This is a genomic window from Rhizobium sp. 9140 (assembly GCF_900067135.1).
GTDB lineage: Bacteria > Pseudomonadota > Alphaproteobacteria > Rhizobiales > Rhizobiaceae > Ferranicluibacter.
Map to the genome: position 1 here is coordinate 517,709 of NZ_FJUR01000001.1, position 16,025 is coordinate 533,733.

The 16,025-nt window shown below is 62.5% G+C and carries 16 protein-coding genes; 10 read left to right on the forward strand and 6 right to left on the reverse strand.

Going from position 1 to position 16,025, the window contains the following annotated elements:
• Nucleotides 1-83: 83 nt before the first annotated feature.
• On the reverse strand, nt 84-2,630 hold the full coding sequence (locus GA0004734_RS02405; RefSeq protein ID WP_092930878.1) for an ABC transporter permease: 2,547 nt from the start codon (nt 2,628-2,630) through the stop codon (nt 84-86).
• A complete protein-coding gene (locus GA0004734_RS02410; protein WP_092930880.1) occupies nt 2,630-3,346 on the reverse strand; it encodes an ABC transporter ATP-binding protein in 717 nt (238 codons plus the stop codon). The genes GA0004734_RS02405 and GA0004734_RS02410 overlap by 1 nt, the downstream gene beginning before the upstream one ends.
• A gap of 68 nt (nt 3,347-3,414) precedes the next feature.
• Here GA0004734_RS02410 and GA0004734_RS02415 point away from each other — a divergent pair, with 68 nt between their 5' ends.
• The 4 genes from GA0004734_RS02415 to GA0004734_RS02430 all read left to right on the forward strand — a co-directional run bounded on the left by GA0004734_RS02415 (nt 3,415) and on the right by GA0004734_RS02430 (nt 5,644).
• The gene (locus GA0004734_RS02415) at nt 3,415-4,044 is read left to right on the forward strand and encodes an arylesterase (RefSeq protein WP_245292466.1); all 630 of its coding nucleotides are present in this window, start codon (nt 3,415-3,417) and stop codon (nt 4,042-4,044) included.
• Nucleotides 4,045-4,211: 167 nt separating this feature from the next.
• Nucleotides 4,212-4,802 carry an RNA 2',3'-cyclic phosphodiesterase gene (thpR, locus tag GA0004734_RS02420; RefSeq protein WP_092930884.1) on the forward strand — a complete coding sequence of 197 codons (591 nt, stop codon included), beginning with the start codon at nt 4,212-4,214 and terminating at the stop codon, nt 4,800-4,802.
• Nucleotides 4,803-4,847: 45 nt separating this feature from the next.
• Entirely contained in the window at nt 4,848-5,156 is a 309-nt protein-coding gene (locus tag GA0004734_RS02425; RefSeq protein ID WP_092935795.1) for a 4a-hydroxytetrahydrobiopterin dehydratase, read from the forward strand.
• 107 nt (nt 5,157-5,263) lie between these two features.
• Nucleotides 5,264-5,644 (forward strand): YkvA family protein, encoded by a 381-nt coding sequence (locus tag GA0004734_RS02430; protein WP_092935797.1) that lies wholly within the window; start codon nt 5,264-5,266, stop codon nt 5,642-5,644.
• Nucleotides 5,645-5,663: 19 nt separating this feature from the next.
• Here the strand turns inward: GA0004734_RS02430 and GA0004734_RS02435 are convergent, their stop codons facing one another.
• On the reverse strand, nt 5,664-6,236 hold the full coding sequence (locus GA0004734_RS02435; protein WP_092935799.1) for a sigma-70 family RNA polymerase sigma factor: 573 nt from the start codon (nt 6,234-6,236) through the stop codon (nt 5,664-5,666).
• 468 nt (nt 6,237-6,704) lie between these two features.
• On the opposite strand from GA0004734_RS02435, the gene GA0004734_RS02440 reads away from it, so the two are divergent.
• The 3 genes from GA0004734_RS02440 to GA0004734_RS02450 all read left to right on the forward strand — a co-directional run bounded on the left by GA0004734_RS02440 (nt 6,705) and on the right by GA0004734_RS02450 (nt 8,916).
• Entirely contained in the window at nt 6,705-7,208 is a 504-nt protein-coding gene (locus tag GA0004734_RS02440; protein ID WP_092935801.1) for an invasion associated locus B family protein, read from the forward strand.
• Between the two features lie 255 nt (nt 7,209-7,463).
• Nucleotides 7,464-8,693 carry a 23S rRNA (adenine(2503)-C(2))-methyltransferase RlmN gene (gene rlmN, locus GA0004734_RS02445; protein WP_092930887.1) on the forward strand — a complete coding sequence of 410 codons (1,230 nt, stop codon included), beginning with the start codon at nt 7,464-7,466 and terminating at the stop codon, nt 8,691-8,693.
• A gap of 1 nt (nt 8,694) precedes the next feature.
• Nucleotides 8,695-8,916 carry an amino acid transporter gene (locus tag GA0004734_RS02450; protein WP_245292321.1) on the forward strand — a complete coding sequence of 74 codons (222 nt, stop codon included), beginning with the start codon at nt 8,695-8,697 and terminating at the stop codon, nt 8,914-8,916.
• A 119-nt stretch (nt 8,917-9,035) separates the two neighbouring features.
• Here GA0004734_RS02450 and GA0004734_RS02455 read toward each other — a convergent pair whose 3' ends face one another.
• The gene (locus tag GA0004734_RS02455; protein WP_092930891.1) at nt 9,036-9,677 is read right to left on the reverse strand and encodes a LysE family translocator; all 642 of its coding nucleotides are present in this window, start codon (nt 9,675-9,677) and stop codon (nt 9,036-9,038) included.
• A gap of 95 nt (nt 9,678-9,772) precedes the next feature.
• On the opposite strand from GA0004734_RS02455, the gene tenA reads away from it, so the two are divergent.
• Nucleotides 9,773-10,435, forward strand: a complete 663-nt coding sequence (gene tenA, locus GA0004734_RS02460; RefSeq protein WP_092930893.1) for a thiaminase II — start codon at nt 9,773-9,775, stop codon at nt 10,433-10,435.
• Nucleotides 10,436-10,586: 151 nt separating this feature from the next.
• Nucleotides 10,587-11,810, forward strand: coding sequence for an argininosuccinate synthase (locus tag GA0004734_RS02465; protein WP_092930895.1), 1,224 nt, complete (start codon nt 10,587-10,589; stop codon nt 11,808-11,810).
• A gap of 35 nt (nt 11,811-11,845) precedes the next feature.
• On the opposite strand, the gene GA0004734_RS02470 is transcribed toward GA0004734_RS02465, so the two are convergent.
• Together GA0004734_RS02470 and GA0004734_RS02475 are read right to left on the reverse strand one after the other, a co-directional pair.
• Nucleotides 11,846-13,039, reverse strand: coding sequence for a multidrug effflux MFS transporter (locus tag GA0004734_RS02470; protein WP_092930897.1), 1,194 nt, complete (start codon nt 13,037-13,039; stop codon nt 11,846-11,848).
• A gap of 20 nt (nt 13,040-13,059) precedes the next feature.
• Nucleotides 13,060-13,596, reverse strand: coding sequence for a MarR family winged helix-turn-helix transcriptional regulator (locus GA0004734_RS02475; RefSeq protein WP_092935803.1), 537 nt, complete (start codon nt 13,594-13,596; stop codon nt 13,060-13,062).
• 255 nt (nt 13,597-13,851) lie between these two features.
• Between GA0004734_RS02475 and GA0004734_RS02480 the strand changes: the two genes are divergently transcribed.
• Nucleotides 13,852-15,939: a M3 family metallopeptidase gene (locus GA0004734_RS02480; protein WP_092930899.1), complete on the forward strand. Its 2,088-nt coding sequence runs from the start codon at nt 13,852-13,854 to the stop codon at nt 15,937-15,939.
• Nucleotides 15,940-16,025: the final 86 nt, after the last annotated feature.

The window sequence follows — 16,025 nt, forward strand, 5'->3', positions numbered from 1 at the left end:
AGCCTGAGGACAATATGATGCGGAACCGCCCTATTCTCAAGGGCGGCTCTGTCGCATGACGCAAATGTAATGCGGGACGCGCTTCAGAGATCGCGAAGAACAGGCGCCGCCTTCTGCCCAAGCACGCGCCAAGTACCCGCAAGTCCAATGCCGACCGTCATGATCAGGGCGATGGCAATGGTCAGGAACGCCACGTCAGGCAGGAAGGACGAGGGCAGCGTCATGATGCGGGCCACCACAAACCATGCCGCCACACCGCCCGCCAGAAGTGCGAAAATCGCGGTCGAGAGGCCGAGGATCGTATATTCGTAGCAGAAGGCCCGGATCAGCGTCGCGCGGGTCGCACCCAGCGTCTTCAGCACCACCGCATCATGGATACGCGCGCGGTTGCCGGCGGCCAGCGCGCCGGAAAGCACGAGAACCGAGGCGACGAGCGCGACGCCGGCCGCAGCCCGGATCGCTGTTGCCAGCTGCCCCAGCAGGCCGTTGACGATGTCGAGCGCATCCTTAACCCGTACGCTGGTGATGGTCGGATAGGTGTTGGTGATCTGGCGCAGCGCCGCCGCCTCCTGCTCCGGCGTGGCCGAGGGATCGATGACGGTTGCAAGCCAGGCATGCGGCGCGCCGGCAAAGGTGTTGGGGGAAAACACCATGACGAAATTGATCGACAGCGATTCCCATTCGACCGTGCGGAAGTTGGAAATGCGCGCCGTGATGTTGCGACCGAGCACGTTGACGGTAACGGTGTCACCGACCTTCAGGTTCAGTTCGCGCGCCTCCTGCTCGGAGAAGGACACGAGCGGCTCGCCGCTATAGCCGTCCGGCCACCACTGTCCTTCCACAAGACGCGAATTCTCCGGCAGGTTCTTCGCATAGGTAATGCCGCGGTCGCCCCGGAGCACCCAGCGTCCGGCCGGCGCGACCTCGCGCTTGGCGACGTCCTCGCCGTTGAAGGCAAGGATGCGGCCGCGCAGCATCGGCACCTCGATGACCTTGCCCGCCGGCAGCGCCGTCTTCAACAACGAGCGAAAGCCTTCGATCTCGCTGCCCTGGATATCGACGAAGAAGAAATTGGGCGCGCGCTCCGGCAGATTGCCCGTCAACTCCCGCCGCAGATTTCCGTCGATCAACGCCAATGTCACCAGCAGCGCGAGCCCAAGGCCCAGCGAGAGAACGACGGAGGGCGTCAGCGCGCCCGGCCGATGGATATTGCCGATGGCCAGCCGCAGAGCGGGTGAGGACACCCGCGGGCTGCGCCGCGCGAGAGCCGCGACCAGAACGGAGACACCGCGCAACACGACGAACGAAAAGGCGATGGCGCCGAGAAAAACCAGCGAGATCATCCGGTCGTAAGCCGTGAAAATGGCGAGGCCGCCAAGTGCCGCAAGGCTCAATGCCGCGGCCGCTAGATAGGGCCAGGTCGGCCACCGGCTGCGGTCGAAGTCCTGATTGCGGAAGAGCGCCGTTGCCGGCACGCTGCGGGCGCGGCCGAGTGGCAGGCAGGCAAAGGCGAGCGCCGTCAGAAGCCCGAACAGGGCGGCGAGACCGAGTGCCGAGGGATAGAGTTGGAGATCCGTTGATATCGGCAGGATATCGGCAAGGAACCGGGCGGCGACCAACGGAATGATCGCGCCGATGACGAGGCCGATAAAGATGCCGATCATTGCGATCAGCAGGATCTGGATGAGATAGATGGTGGAGACGAGCGCGCCGGGGGCGCCCAGGCACTTGAACGCGGCGATGACGCCGCGCTTGGCATCGAGATAGGCGCGAACAGCATTGGCGACACCGACCCCGCCGACGATCAGCGCGGTCAGCCCGACGAGCGTCAGGAACTGTGAAAAGCGCGTGATGTTCGCCGTCAGCGACGGTGCGGCATTCTGGCTGGAGCGGATGGACCATCCCGCCTGCGGAAACTGCTGTTCCGCTAGGGCGCGCACGGCCGGCACGCCTGAGGGATCGGCAAGGCGCAGCTTGTAGGCATGTTCCACCAGACTGCCTGTCTGCACAAGGCCGCTCGCCGCCAGCGCCGCCTGCGACACCATCAGCCGCGGCGCGAAACCGAAACCGTCCGACAGGGCATCCGGCTCGCGCACCAGCGTGCCAGATATCCTGACCCGCGCATTGCCGATCAGCAGCGTATCGCCCGTCTTCACGCCGAGACGATCGAGAAGCAGGGGGGCCGCGAGTGCGCCATAGGTGCCTTTATCAGCCGAGAGAAGCGCCGAAAGCGGCGCCTGCGGCTGGCTTTCAACCGTGCCGTAGAGCGGATAGGCGGCATCCACCGCCTTCAGTTCCACCAGCGCCTGGTTGGAACCATCGGGAAGCCGCGCCATGGACCGAAGTCCCGATGAAAGAGAGACATCGCCGGCACCGTCGAGAAAGGTCTTTTCCTCGGTATTGGCCAGACGGTTGTTCAGCTCGAACCGGATATCGCCGGCGAGCAGCGCCTGCCCCTGCGAGGCGATGGAGCCGGTGATGGCCTGCGACAGCGAGTTGACGCCGGCAATCGCCGCCGTTCCCAGCGCGATGCAGGCCAGAAAGATATAGAAGCCCGACAGGCCGCCGCGCATTTCGCGCAGCGCCAGCCGCAAAGCGAGCGAAAGATCCGGCAGGCGCAAGGACACCATCACGCCGAAACCGCTGAAGGCGCGAGATCGGTCACCGAGCGCCCATCATCCACGATAATGCCGGAACGCACCTTGATCTGACGCGAGCAGCGCGCAGCCAGGCTGTTGTCGTGTGTCACGAGGATCAGCGTCATGTTGCGCTCGGCCTGCTTGGAAAAGATCAGGTCCGCAATCTGGCGCCCGGTTTCGGTGTCGAGATTGCCGGTCGGCTCGTCGGCGATCAGCAGTTTCGGCGAGGGCGCGAGCGCCCGGGCGATGGCCACGCGCTGCTGCTCGCCGCCCGAAAGTTGCCCCGGATAATGCGACAGCCGCTCGCCAAGCCCGACCGACGTCAACTCGCGACGGGCGATGTCGAAGGCATCGCGTACATTGGCAAGCTCGAGCGGCACCGCAACGTTTTCGAGGGCCGTCATATTGGGAATGAGGTGGAAGGACTGGAAGACGATGCCGATGTTGCGGCCGCGGAAATCGGCCACATGGTCCTCGCTCAGCCCCTGCAACGGCGTACCGTCGATGACGATCTCGCCCTTGTCCAGACGCTCCAATCCGGCAAGCACCATCAGCAGGGTCGATTTGCCCGAGCCGGAGGGGCCGACGATGCCGACCGATTGCCCGGCATCGATTTCCAGGCTCATGCCCTTCAGCACATGGACGGACGCTGCAGCCTGCCCAAGGGTCAGATCCGCATTTTTCAGTTCGATCATGGTTTTTGCCACGGGGTCCGCCCTATATAAGGATTATGCTGCAATTGCTCACATCCGGATTTAGGGGCGGCTTGATGCGAATGAAAGGTTTCGGGGCGCTTTTCCTGGCTGCTCTCGCAGGTTTGATCGTGGCAGGCCCGATTCAGGCCGCGCCCGTCGAGATCGTCGGCTTCGGCGATAGCCTGATGGCCGGCTATCAGCTGCCGCCGGACGACGCATTCCCCGCGCGGCTGGAGAAGGCCCTGCGCGACAAGGGCCATGACGTTTCCATCTCCAATGCCGGCGTTTCCGGCGATACCACGTCGGGCGGCCTTGCCCGCGTCGACTGGTCCGTCCCGGATGGCACCAAGGGCGTCATCCTCGAACTCGGCGCCAACGATGCGTTGCGCGGCATTCCGCCCGAGGAGAGCCGCAAGAACCTGGTGGCGATGATCGAGAAGCTGAAGGCGCGCGGTATCGGCGTGCTTCTGGTCGGCATGCTGGCGCCGCCGAACATGGGTGGCGACTATGCCGACCGCTTCAACCCGATCTATCCGGATCTCGCCAAAACCTATGGCGTCCCGCTCTATCCTTTCTTCCTCGATGGCGTGGTGGAGGATGCTGGCCTGAAGATCGAGGACGGCATGCACCCGAACCCCAAGGGCGTCGGCGTCATGGTGGAGCGGATGCTGCCCGTGGTGGAAAGCTTCATCGAGGGATTGCCGAAATGACGCGACGGACCGATCCGGCTGGACCTCGGCACGCGGTTCGGCGTTCAGCGGGCGTTAATCATCGTTGGACAAATATTGCGGGTGCGAATTTGTAGTTGCCTGCCGCGGCGCATCGTGGTCGGCTGGGATGTCTGCAAGAGGTGTTTGCAAGATTCGGGGAGCTCGTCATGCCGAGACTGTTTACCGCCCTCGAAATCCCGCGCAATGCGGCGATGAGCCTGTCTCTCCTGCGCGGAGGCCTTCCGGGCGCCCGCTGGATCGACGTCGAGAACTACCACATCACCCTCCGCTTCATCGGCGATGTCGACAACCGCACGGCCGATGAGATCGTGGATCGCCTCGACCGGATCGAGCGGCCGGAATTCCAGCTTCAACTCACGGGAACCGGCGCCTTCGGCTCGAAGAAGCCGCATTCCGTCTGGGCCGGCGTGACCAATCCCCCTGAACTGATGGCCTTGCAGGCCGAGATCGAGCGCATCTGCCAGCGTCTCGGCCTGCCCGCCGACCCGCGAAAATTCACGCCGCATGTCACCTTGGCGCGCCTGCGCTCCTCACGCGTCGATGATGTCGTGCACTACCTCTCGGGCCGCGGCGGCTTTTTCACCAACCCGTTCACGGTCTCCCGTTTCGTGCTGCTGTCCTCTCGCGATTCGGTCGGCGGCGGCCCCTACCTGACGGAAGACGTGTTCGAATTGCACGAGCCACCTTCCTCCGCCTTTGCGAGAGGCGCGGAACAGGCCGGCAAGGGCATGCTCTGACCAAGCGGCGCCGATGGCGCCGAAGGATCAATGAAGGTGACGGGCATGACCAAACGCGACAGACTGAACGCCGACGACATCGCAACAGGTCTTGCGGACCTCTCCGGCTGGTCCCTGTCGGAAGACGGATCGGCCATCGAGAAGACCTACCGCTTCGCATCCTTCGTGGAGGCCTTCGGCTTCATGAGCCAGAGTGCGCTTGCCGCGGAGAAGCTCGATCATCACCCGGAATGGTTCAACGTCTACAATCGCGTCGATGTGAAGCTGACGACGCACACCGCCAAAGGCGTAACCGCGCTCGACTTCGCGCTTGCCGCACGCATGGAGGCCGCGGCATCGCCCGCACGTTGCTGACCTTAGTTTGACCATGCCGATCGTTTGAATTGCCCGAATGTTTTCCCATATCACGCACTATCAGGGATGAAACAGGCGAGGTCAGGCGCATGAAATCGGAAACGACGATGGACGAGGTCAAGATCGGGGAAATCCTCCTGCCGGGCGACAGCAGCGAACAGGAATCCAAGGCGCAGAAGGTTCGCCGCCGGTTCTGGCCGACCCTCAAGCGGGCGGTGCGCCAGGTCCCCTTCAGTCGTGATCTCGTCGCCGCCTATTACTGCGCGATGGACCCCGCGACGCCATTGCGCACCCGTGGCATCCTGCTAGGCGCGCTTGCCTATTTCGTCATGCCGTTCGACGTCCTGCCCGACGTGCTCGCCATGGTCGGCTTTTCCGACGACATCGCGGTCCTCACCGCTGCCTTTGCGGCCATCAGCGGCCAGATCAAGGAAAATCATTACGACAAGGCGGACACGGCGCTCGGCGAGGAAGGCCTTGCCGCCTGACGCAATGAGGCCGGAATGCCTACTCCGTCCCGTCGATGCCGTCATCGTGAAGAAGCGTGCGCAGCTTTCCGAAGGCAAGCCGGATCCGCGACTTCACCGTGCCGAGCGGCAAACCGGTCGATGCGGCGATTTCGGAGTGCGACTGCCCGAAGAAGAACGCCATCTGGATCAGCTTGACCTGTTCGCTCGGAAGCCTGGCGAGTGCCGTGCGCACTACATCCTCTCGATCGCTACTCTGAACCAACTCGTCCGGCGCAGGCGGTGCGGCAGGCAACAGGAGCGGATCCTTCTCGTCCAGCTTGCGTGTCAACTGCCGCCGGGCGGCGTCGATACGCCGGTTTCGCGCGATTCTGAAGAGCCAGGTGGACAGCGAGGATTTCTCGGCATCGTAGAGATCGGCCTTGTGCCAGAGGATGATCATCACCTCCTGCACGATCTCCTCCGCCTCGTTGGATGGCGTGTTCTGTCGCAACAAGAAGGATTTCAGCCGGGGGGCAAAAAAATGAAACAGTTCGGCGAAGGCGGCCTGGTCCCGCTCTTTTGCGATGGCATCCGCCAGCCCTGCGAAATGCTGTCTCGCGTCCCCTGTCATGCCTGCCTTCAGGGCCTCCGAGCCCAAGATTTGGTGTATGTGAAACAACAGGTAAAGCTCATTCGAGAAACGTCAAACTGTTGCCCGATTCTTTGTGACATTAGCGGCCTATCGGGGTGACATTATTGCGAAATCGGACCGTTTCCGATCCGACCTGACCCAATCGAAACACAGGAACAGCCGCAAACTGCGGATGTCGACGTTGCTTCGAACCTTTAGAGCCCCGATAGGACGAACAGGCTGTCTGAGAGCGACATCCAGGACGAGGGCTACGGAGATCGGGCAGCGATGCCCGTCGTCGAGAACGATGCACGACACGTCGAGAGCGTATCGTCTCCGCACGTTCCCGCCTTATTCTTGTGGTGTTGACGGTTTGGTAACCTGAATGAAGTCACAATAATCGTAATCGCGACCATGCATCGCCCGGCATCGGACGGGCGCTGGCAGCAAGACAACCGGCAGGACAAGATGTTTGTAAGACAGCTCTCAACCGCACTCGCACTCCTTCTCGCTGGCGCAGGCATCGCTTCGGCACAGTCTCCGACGCGCATCCAGCAGTTCAACGCCTGGGGGGCATATTCCTACCAGTCGGGCAAGTCGAAGGTCTGCTACGTCCTGTCGGTGCCGAAGGAAAAGAGCCCCGCCAATGTCGATCACGGCGATATCTTCTTCCTGGTCTCCCAGCGTCCGGGACAGAACATCTCCTATGAGCCGCAGGCCATGATGGGCTACGCCCTTCAGGAAAACTCCAAGGTCACCGTGACCATCGACGCCAAGAACTTCACGCTGTTCACCAAGGGCAATTCCGCCTGGGTCGAGAATGCCGCCGAAGAGCCGGCGCTCGTCGCCGCCATGAAGGTCGGCAAGGCCATGTCCGTCGTCGCGAAATCGCGCAAGGGCACGCAGACGAATTACTCCTACTCGCTGTCCGGCATCTCAGCCGCGTTGAAGCAGATCGAAAGCTGCAAGTAAGCACTTTTGCAGAGTGGATGGATCGAAGGCCGGCCTCGCCGGCCTTCGTCGTCTCGGCCGTAAGGCGTCGCACTGCAGGAGGTGACGCCCGGTCAATTTCGTGCTAGACGCCGCGTCAACGACATGTCGCACGGGTGAGACGCTCCCCATGCGCCTTATAGTGCCTGCTCCCGTTTCGCCCTTCCGTCCCTTGTCGTTTAACCGACCGGGAACCGTTCGGCGTTGCGGGCAAAGCTGCGACAGGAACATTGAGTGATGACCGATATCCTTTCCCTCGACCGCCCCCCACGCCCCGCCGCTCGGCCGGCAGCGCTGCCGGAAATGCCCTCCCTCATCGGCCTCACGCGTGAGGAGATGGGCCAGGCGCTGGCCGACGTCGGCGTGGCAGAGCGGCAGGTGAAGATGCGCGTCAGCCAACTCTGGAACTGGCTCTACGTTCGCGGCGTGTCGGATTTCGACCATATGACGAACGTCTCCAAGGATATGCGGGAGACCCTGAAGCGGCATTTCACCATTGCCCGGCCGGAAATCGTTGAAGAGCAGATCTCAACCGACGGGACGCGGAAGTGGCTGCTGCGCTTTCCGGCGCGCGGTGCAGGTCGCCCGGTCGAGATCGAAACGGTCTACATTCCCGAAGAAGGCCGGGGAACGCTCTGCATCTCCAGCCAAGTCGGCTGCACGCTCACCTGTTCCTTCTGCCACACCGGCACGCAGAAGCTCGTGCGCAACCTGACGGCGGAAGAAATCCTCGCCCAGCTGCTGCTCGCGCGTGACCGCCTCGGCGACTTCCCGGATCGCGACACGCCCGCCGGCACGATCGCACCCGCCGAAGGCCGCAAGGTCTCCAATGTCGTGATGATGGGCATGGGCGAGCCTCTTTACAATTTCGAGAGCGTCAAGACGGCGCTGCTGATCGCAACCGATGGCGATGGCCTGTCCCTCTCGAAGCGCCGCGTGACGCTGTCGACCTCCGGCATCGTTCCGGAAATCTACCGCACCGGTGAGGAAATCGGCGTCATGCTGGCGATCTCGCTCCATGCCGTGCGGGACGACCTGCGCGACATGCTGGTACCGATCAACAAGAAGTATCCGCTGAAGGACCTGATGGACGCGTGCCGCGCCTATCCCGGCGTCTCCAATGCCCGCCGCATCACGTTCGAATATGTCATGCTGGAAGGCGTCAACGACAGCCTTGAGGATGCCAAAGAGCTGGTGAAGCTGCTGAAGGGCGTGCCCGCCAAGATCAACCTCATCCCGTTCAACCCCTGGCCGGGCACGAACTACCAGTGTTCCCAATGGGAGCAGATCGAGAAGTTTGCCGATTTCATCAATGCCGCCGGCTACGCCTCCCCCATCCGTACCCCGCGCGGCCGCGATATCCTTGCCGCCTGCGGGCAGCTGAAGTCGGAATCTGAGCGCATGCGCAAAGTCGATCGCATGGCCTTCGAAGCGATGATGATCGCCAATCACGGCGCCGACGATTGAGATGAGCCTGATCCACAACGAGCGAACGAAGCTGACGGCGACCTATCTGAATGGCGTTGCCATCGCCATCTTCGCCGTTGGAGGATTTGCGCCTGCAATCGGCTGGCTGAATACCGGGAACACGCCCGGCGTGACAGTCGCCGTCGTCTGTCTTGTTTGCATTTCCAGTTCGGCAGGCCTACATTTCATTGCACGATCCGTGCTGAAAGGACTGAAGCCATGAGCACAGAACAGTTCCTGACCATGCTGATCATGCCGATCGGCGGCTTGCTGATCGGAGCATTGATGCTTTTCGTGACACGCAAGGATCGCCGGCCGGATAATCACCCCGGCACGTGACACCTATCGTGCCTGCGTCAGCACGATCTTCACCGCGAACAGCGAAAACACACCTGCAAACACATAATCAATGCTGCGCATGACGCCCGGCCGTGCCTGAAGCCATCCAGAAAGCCGGTCCGCCGTCAGCACGACCGCGATGTTGATCGGCAGCGACACCGCAATCAGGATCAGCCCGAGCACGATCAGCTTCGTTCTGAGATTCGGATCGCTGGCCGTGACGAATTGCGGCAGGAAGGTCATGAAGAAGATAATGACCTTGGGATTGAGCAGATTGACCGACAGTCCCGACAGGATGTTTGCGACCGGCGAAGCCTTGGGAGTTGCCATGCGCTTGACCGAAAGACTCGATCCGTAACGGATCGCCTGAACGGCGATATAGAGCAGGTAGGCCGCACCCCCGGTCTTCAGCACGAAGAAGGCTGTCGGCGATGCCGTGACAAGCGCCGAGACGCCGAAGGCGACGAGGAATGTGTGAACCAGGCAACCCAGATTGGTCCCAAGACTGACCTGGAACGCCGCCGCCCGCCCTTGAGACAGCGCCCGGCTGATCCAGAGCGTCATGTCGGGACCCGGCGTAATCGCAAGCAGAAGGCTCGCAGCGGCAAAAGCCAGCACGGTCGGCAGGCCGGGAATGAAGTCCATGACATCGTCTCGCAGAAGGGTTCTGTCCTTTGTCAGCTTTTGCAGCTATTTCCGGACAAGGCAAGAACCTCCCATCCTCGCTGAAGGGCTCCGGCATGACATCATCTTTCGAAACACTGAAAAGCCGAAACAGCCGGGAATGGCAGGCCTATCGCAACCATGAATTCGTTTGCCGGCTGGGCGCGGGAACGCTGTCCGAAGAGGCTTTCCGTCATTATCTCAAGCAGGATTACCTCTTCCTCGTTGAGTTCGCGCGCGCCTGGGGTCTTGCCGTCTACAAGAGCCGGGATCTCGACGAAATCCGCCAAGGGCTGGAAAGCCTGAAGGCCATCGTCGAGGTGGAGATCGGTCTTCATGTGGGCTATTGCGCCGAATGGGGCATTCCGGAAAAAGCTCTTGCCGACGTGCCGCCATCGTCCGCAACCCTTGCCTATACCGATTACGTCCTCGAAACGGGCCTGCACGGCGATCTCACCGATCTGCATGTGGCCCTTGCGCCCTGCATCATCGGCTATGGCGAGATCGCCCTCTGGCTTCAGGCCCAGCCCTTCCTCAAGATGGACGGCAACCCCTACGCGGCCTGGATCGAGATGTATGCGAGCGCCGACTATCAGGCGCTCGTGCGAAGCGAGATCGAGTGGCTGGACCGCCGCCTGGCAGGCCTCGACGAACCCGCCATCTCGCGCCTTTCCAGGATTTTCGCCAACGCGACCCGTCTGGAGGCCGACTTCTGGCAGATGGGCCTCGACCTCACCTGAGACGCGCCCTGCCGGCCGCGATTTTCTCCGGCCACGGGATTTCGGATTTCCGGAATATGCAGTAAGAGTTCCGCCATTTCGACGAGATACGGCGCATTCTGCCGCCGTTTACCCCTTTTACTGGCTTTTACCTCAGACGGAACGGATCACCATGGCACTTCCCAAAGACGTCAAGAAGGTCGTGCTCGCTTATTCGGGCGGGCTCGATACCTCCATCATCCTCAAGTGGTTGCAGACGGAACTCGGCGCGGAGGTCGTGACCTTCACCGCCGATCTCGGCCAGGGCGAGGAACTGGAGCCGGCGCGCAAGAAGGCCGAGATGATGGGTATCAAGGACATCTTCATCACGGATGTCCGCGAGGAGTTCGTCCGCGATTTCGTCTTCCCGATGTTCCGCGCCAATGCCGTCTATGAAGGCGTCTACCTGCTCGGCACCTCGATCGCCCGCCCGCTGATCTCCAAGCACCTGATCGACATCGCCCGGGAAACCGGCGCCGACGCGATTGCTCACGGTGCGACCGGCAAGGGCAACGATCAGGTCCGTTTCGAGCTTTCGGCCTATGCGCTCAACCCCGACATCAAGATCATCGCACCCTGGCGCGACTGGTCGTTCAAGAGCCGCACCGATCTTCTCGAATTCGCCGAGAAGCACCAGATCCCCGTCGCCAAGGACAAGAAGGGCGAGGCCCCCTTCTCCGTCGACGCCAACCTTCTGCACTCCTCGTCCGAAGGCAAGGTTCTGGAAGATCCGGCTGTCGAGGCCCCGAACTACGTCTACATGCGCACCATTTCGCCGGAGGAAGCGCCCGATGTCGCGACCACCGTCAAGATCGGCTTCCGCAAGGGCGACGCCGTTTCGATCGACGGCAAGGAATTGAGCCCCGCCTCGATCCTCACCGCGTTGAACGCCCTCGGCCGCGACAACGGCATCGGCCGTCTCGATCTGGTGGAGAACCGCTTCGTCGGCATGAAGTCGCGCGGCATCTACGAGACGCCCGGCGGCACCATCCTGCTGACCGCCCACCGCGCCATCGAAAGCATCACGCTCGACCGGGGTGCCGCCCACCTCAAGGACGAGATCATGCCGCGCTACGCGGAACTGATCTATTACGGCTTCTGGTTCTCGCCCGAGCGCGACATGCTGCAGGCCCTGATCGACCGGAGCCAGGAGCATGTGGAAGGCGAAGTGACGCTGAAGCTCTACAAGGGCAATGTCATGGTCATCGGCCGTGAGAGCGCCAAGTCGCTCTACTCGGACAAGCTCGTCACCTTCGAGGATGATCAGGGCGCCTACGACCAGAAGGACGCGGCCGGCTTCATCAAGCTGAACGCGCTGCGCCTGCGCACGCTCGCGGCCCGCAACCGCACCAAGTAAACAGATGATCTGCGGCCGGGCAACCGGCCGCAGATCTATTCCTCAGGCGTCTCCACGGCGCTCTGCGTCAGGCGCACGAAGACCAGATAGGACACCACGGCACCGAGGCACATCAGTGGAACGATCGTGCCGAACGCCATCAAAGGCACGCCGACGAACGCCGCCGCCAAGCCTCCGAGAAACCCACTCGCCATCTGTATGAACCCGAGCATGGCCGACGCAGAGCCGGCGATATGCGGGAAAGACTGAAGCGCCGCTGTCGTCATATGCGGCGTGAGATAGGCAATGCCGAAGCTCGAAAAGGCGACCGGCGCCATGACCGAGAGATAGGTCGGGGCCAGGAGATGCGTGGAAAGCGCGATCAGCGCACCGCCCGAGGCGAGCATCGCCAGCCCCACCCGGACCGACCGCTCGCCCCCGAGCCGGACCGCCGTCAGCCGGAGGCACACCGACCCGAGGAAATAGAAGCCGGATTGCATGAGCATGCCGAGCCCGAACGCCGTCGGCGACAGGCCGACCCGGTCGATCAGGATGAACGGCAGCATGGTCGCCTGCGCGTAGAGCGAGCCGATCGCCCCGCCGAGCACGCCCGTGGCCGCGAGAAACCTGACATCGCCAAGCACCTCGATATAGGACGTAGCCACCTGCCGAGGCAAAGCGAGCGATGGATCGGGCCGCCCCGTTTCCCGCATGAAGACGAGCACGGACAGAATGATCGTCAGCGAAAACCCGATCAGCATGACGAAGATCGCATGCCATCCGAAGCCGGCCAAAAGCAGCCCGCCGATCGCCGGCGCCATGGCCGGACCGATCGCCAGCATGATGCCGATGAGGTTCATGATCCGCGACGCCTCGGCACCCGTGAACTGGTCGCGCACGACGGCGCGGGCCACCGTGATGCCAACGGAGGCGCCGATGCCCTGGACCAGCCGCCCGGCAAGCAGCCATGTCACATTGGGTGCGAGCACGCAGATCAGGCCGCCCAGCGCGTTGATGCCGACGAAGAGCAGCGTCGCGTTCCGCCGCCCGAAGGCGTCGGAAAACGGGCCTGACACGAGTTGCGCAACGGAGAAGCCTGCGAAATAGACGGTCAGCGTCAGCTTGATGAGCGATTCGGTCGAAGAGAAGGCGCTGACCAACTGCGGCATGGCCGGCGTGTAGATCGACATGGAAATAGGACCGAGCGTCGCAAGCAACGCGCCCAGAATGCTGGTGCGACGCTCGCTCATGCGCCCCCGCGCGCCACTTCTCATGAACGCGTTCGATCTGCCGATGACGATAGGCCTGCCTCCGCGGGCTCTCTGTCCTGTGCCAACTCCTGCGCGACCGCCTGTGCTGGGTTGCGGTCGAGATCATGCAGATTGTCGCGCATCATCTTCAGGCTCTGCCTGAGGATCTCGAGCTCCGCCGTCCCATGCCCCGCCGTCACCTCGTCCATCAGCGCGCGAACTTGGGTCCGGATATCCAGCAGAACGCCATCGGCAGCCGGCGTGGCCACCACGTTTTTCGCACGCCGGTCGGACGGATCGGGAATGCGCTCGACGAAACCGAGTGCCTCCAGCCGGTCGAGATAGGTCGAAAGCGTCATCGGCTCGATGCCCATACGAATGGCGATATCAGCCTGCTTGATGCGCTGATTGACGGCAACCTGTATGAGAGCTCTCGCCTCTCCGGGCGTCACCCCCAGGTTTGCCGCGTTGATCCGCCTGTCGAACGCGCTGCGCAGCAGGCGGGAAACGTCTGTCAGCAGCATGCCAACGGTATCGGTTTCCAGTCGGACGGTCATGACATCTCCCTTATGCGCCGCCGTGTCGGTGGTGACCGGCCAGGATCGCCGCTTCATAACGCATTAAAAGCATTCCTGTTTCAGCAAAAATGCAATAAGTATTTCTTATCATTCACAGAGAGGTCAGGCAACCGTCATACCTTGACGCTGACTTTGCCAAGCGCCACCTCGCAGTGCTACCTTTCTAACCAAGTTCTCAATTGCCTGGCGCCAGGCATTTCATCATAGCAGGGACATTCCCGAAGGATTTCGAAGATGGCAAAGCCCGATCTCAACCCCGCCTTGACAGACTGGACAGGCCCCGACGGGCTTCCGCATTTCGAGGCGGTCGCAGACACCGATTTCGCACCCGCCTTCGACGCTGCCCTTGCCGAGCATGACGCGGAAATCGCGGGTATCGCCCATCATCCGGATGCTCCGACCTTCGAGAATACCATCGTGGCGCTCGAAATCGCCGGCGACAGCCTGTCCCGCGTCTCGGCGCTCTTCTGGAACCGCGCTGGCGCTCACACCAACGAGACGATCCAGGCACTGGAGCGCGAGGTCGCGCCGAAGATGTCGCGGCATTACTCGAAAGTCGGCATGGATGCCGCCCTCTTCGCCCGGATCGACACACTCTGGAACGAACGCGACACGCTTGGCCTGTCGCTGGAACAGTCCCGCGTTCTCGAACGGCACTGGAAGGGCTTCGTCAAATCGGGCGCCCGGCTCGCCAAGCCCGAGCAGGAGCGCCTTGCCGCCATCAACGAGCATCTCGCCGGCCTCGGCGCCGCCTTCGGCCAGAACCTGCTGGCCGACGAAAAGAGCTGGTCGCTGCTCCTGAAGGAGGAGGCGGATCTCGCCGGCCTTCCCGGCTTTCTGCGCGATGCGATGGCCGCCGCAGCGCGCGAACGCAATGCCGAGGGCGGCTATGCGGTCACCCTCTCCCGCTCGATCGTCGAGCCCTTCCTGACCTTCTCCGAAAACCGCGACCTGCGAGAAAAAGCATTCCGCGCCTGGTCGTCCCGTGGCGAAAACGGCGGCGAGACGGACAATAGCACCGTCATCCGCGAAACCCTCGCTCTGCGTGCCGAGAAGGCCCGCCTGCTTGGATACGACAATTACGCCGCCCTGAAACTCGACAACACCATGGCGAAAACCCCCGTCGCGGTGAACGGCCTCCTGACCGCCGTCTGGGAAAAAGCGGTCGCCCAAGCCCGTCGGGAAGAGGCCGATCTTGCGGCACTCATCGCCCGCGAAGGCTGCAACCACCCGGTTATGCCTTGGGACTGGCGCCATTATGCCGAGAAGCAGCGTGCCGAGCGCTTCGATTTCTCCGAGAGCGAACTGAAGCCCTATCTGCAACTCGACCGCATCATCGAGGCCTGCTTCGATGTCGCACACCGCCTCTTCGGCATCACCGCCACGGAGAAGACCGGCGTTCGGGGCTATCATCCGGATGTCCGCGTCTTCGACATCCGCAATGCCGACGGCACGCTCGTCGCACTGTTCCTCGGCGATTACTTTGCCCGCTCATCCAAGCGCTCGGGCGCCTGGATGAGCGCCTTCCAGTCGCAGCACCGCCTGCCCCTGCCGAATGGCGCAAAGGGTGAGCTGCCGATCGTCTATAATGTCTGCAACTTCGCCAAGCCCGCCGACGGCAAGCCGGCGCTGCTGTCGCTGGACGATGCCCGCACGCTCTTCCACGAGTTCGGACACGGCCTGCACGGCATGCTTTCGAACGTCACCTATCCGTCCGTCGCGGGTACAGGTGTCTCACGCGACTTCGTCGAACTCCCCTCGCAACTCTACGAGCACTGGCTAACCGTTCCCGAGATCCTCAAGCGCTACGCCATACACGAGGCGACGGGCGAGCCGATGCCGCAAACGCTGTTCGACAAGGTCATGGCCGCCCGCACCTTTAACGCGGGCTTCAACACGGTGGAGTTCACCTCCTCGGCTCTGGTCGACATGGCCTACCACACAGCCGACAGCGTCGAGGATCCCGCGGCGTTCGAGGCCGCCGTGCTGGAACGCCTGGGTATGCCGCAATCGATCACCATGCGGCACCGTTCGCCGCACTTCCAGCACATCTTCGCGGGCGACGGCTATTCGGCCGGCTACTATTCCTACATGTGGTCGGAGGTGCTGGATGCAGACGCGTTTTCGGCTTTCGAGGAAACCGGAAATCCGTTCGATCCGGCCATGGCAAAACGCCTGCGGGACAATATCTATTCCGTCGGCGGATCGATCGATCCGGAGGACGCCTACACCGCCTTCCGCGGCAAGCTGCCGAGCCCGGAAGCCATGCTGCGGAAAAAGGGCCTCGGCGTGACCGAGCCGCTCACTGGCAGCGACGCCTGAAAAGGTCTGAACCGGCGCTCATCCAACCGAGCGCCGGGCACCCTCTTTCGCATTTGCAAAAAAACATGTAAGAGCCCGGGCAATGC

Excerpts from the sequence above, each read along its gene's own strand:
- GA0004734_RS02405 (WP_092930878.1), bottom strand. The coding sequence starts at position 2,630 with ATGGTGTCCTTGCGCCTGCCGGATCTTTCGCTCGCTTTGCGGCTGGCG.
- GA0004734_RS02415 (WP_245292466.1), top strand. The coding sequence starts at position 3,415 with ATGAAAGGTTTCGGGGCGCTTTTCCTGGCTGCTCTCGCAGGTTTGATC.
- thpR (WP_092930884.1), top strand. The coding sequence starts at position 4,212 with ATGCCGAGACTGTTTACCGCCCTCGAAATCCCGCGCAATGCGGCGATG.
- GA0004734_RS02425 (WP_092935795.1), top strand. The coding sequence starts at position 4,848 with ATGACCAAACGCGACAGACTGAACGCCGACGACATCGCAACAGGTCTT.
- GA0004734_RS02430 (WP_092935797.1), top strand. The coding sequence starts at position 5,264 with ATGGACGAGGTCAAGATCGGGGAAATCCTCCTGCCGGGCGACAGCAGC.
- GA0004734_RS02435 (WP_092935799.1), bottom strand. The coding sequence starts at position 6,236 with ATGACAGGGGACGCGAGACAGCATTTCGCAGGGCTGGCGGATGCCATC.
- GA0004734_RS02440 (WP_092935801.1), top strand. The coding sequence starts at position 6,705 with ATGTTTGTAAGACAGCTCTCAACCGCACTCGCACTCCTTCTCGCTGGC.
- rlmN (WP_092930887.1), top strand. The coding sequence starts at position 7,464 with ATGACCGATATCCTTTCCCTCGACCGCCCCCCACGCCCCGCCGCTCGG.
- GA0004734_RS02450 (WP_245292321.1), top strand. The coding sequence starts at position 8,695 with ATGAGCCTGATCCACAACGAGCGAACGAAGCTGACGGCGACCTATCTG.
- GA0004734_RS02455 (WP_092930891.1), bottom strand. The coding sequence starts at position 9,677 with ATGGACTTCATTCCCGGCCTGCCGACCGTGCTGGCTTTTGCCGCTGCG.
- tenA (WP_092930893.1), top strand. The coding sequence starts at position 9,773 with ATGACATCATCTTTCGAAACACTGAAAAGCCGAAACAGCCGGGAATGG.
- GA0004734_RS02465 (WP_092930895.1), top strand. The coding sequence starts at position 10,587 with ATGGCACTTCCCAAAGACGTCAAGAAGGTCGTGCTCGCTTATTCGGGC.
- GA0004734_RS02470 (WP_092930897.1), bottom strand. The coding sequence starts at position 13,039 with ATGAGCGAGCGTCGCACCAGCATTCTGGGCGCGTTGCTTGCGACGCTC.
- GA0004734_RS02475 (WP_092935803.1), bottom strand. The coding sequence starts at position 13,596 with ATGACCGTCCGACTGGAAACCGATACCGTTGGCATGCTGCTGACAGAC.
- GA0004734_RS02480 (WP_092930899.1), top strand. The coding sequence starts at position 13,852 with ATGGCAAAGCCCGATCTCAACCCCGCCTTGACAGACTGGACAGGCCCC.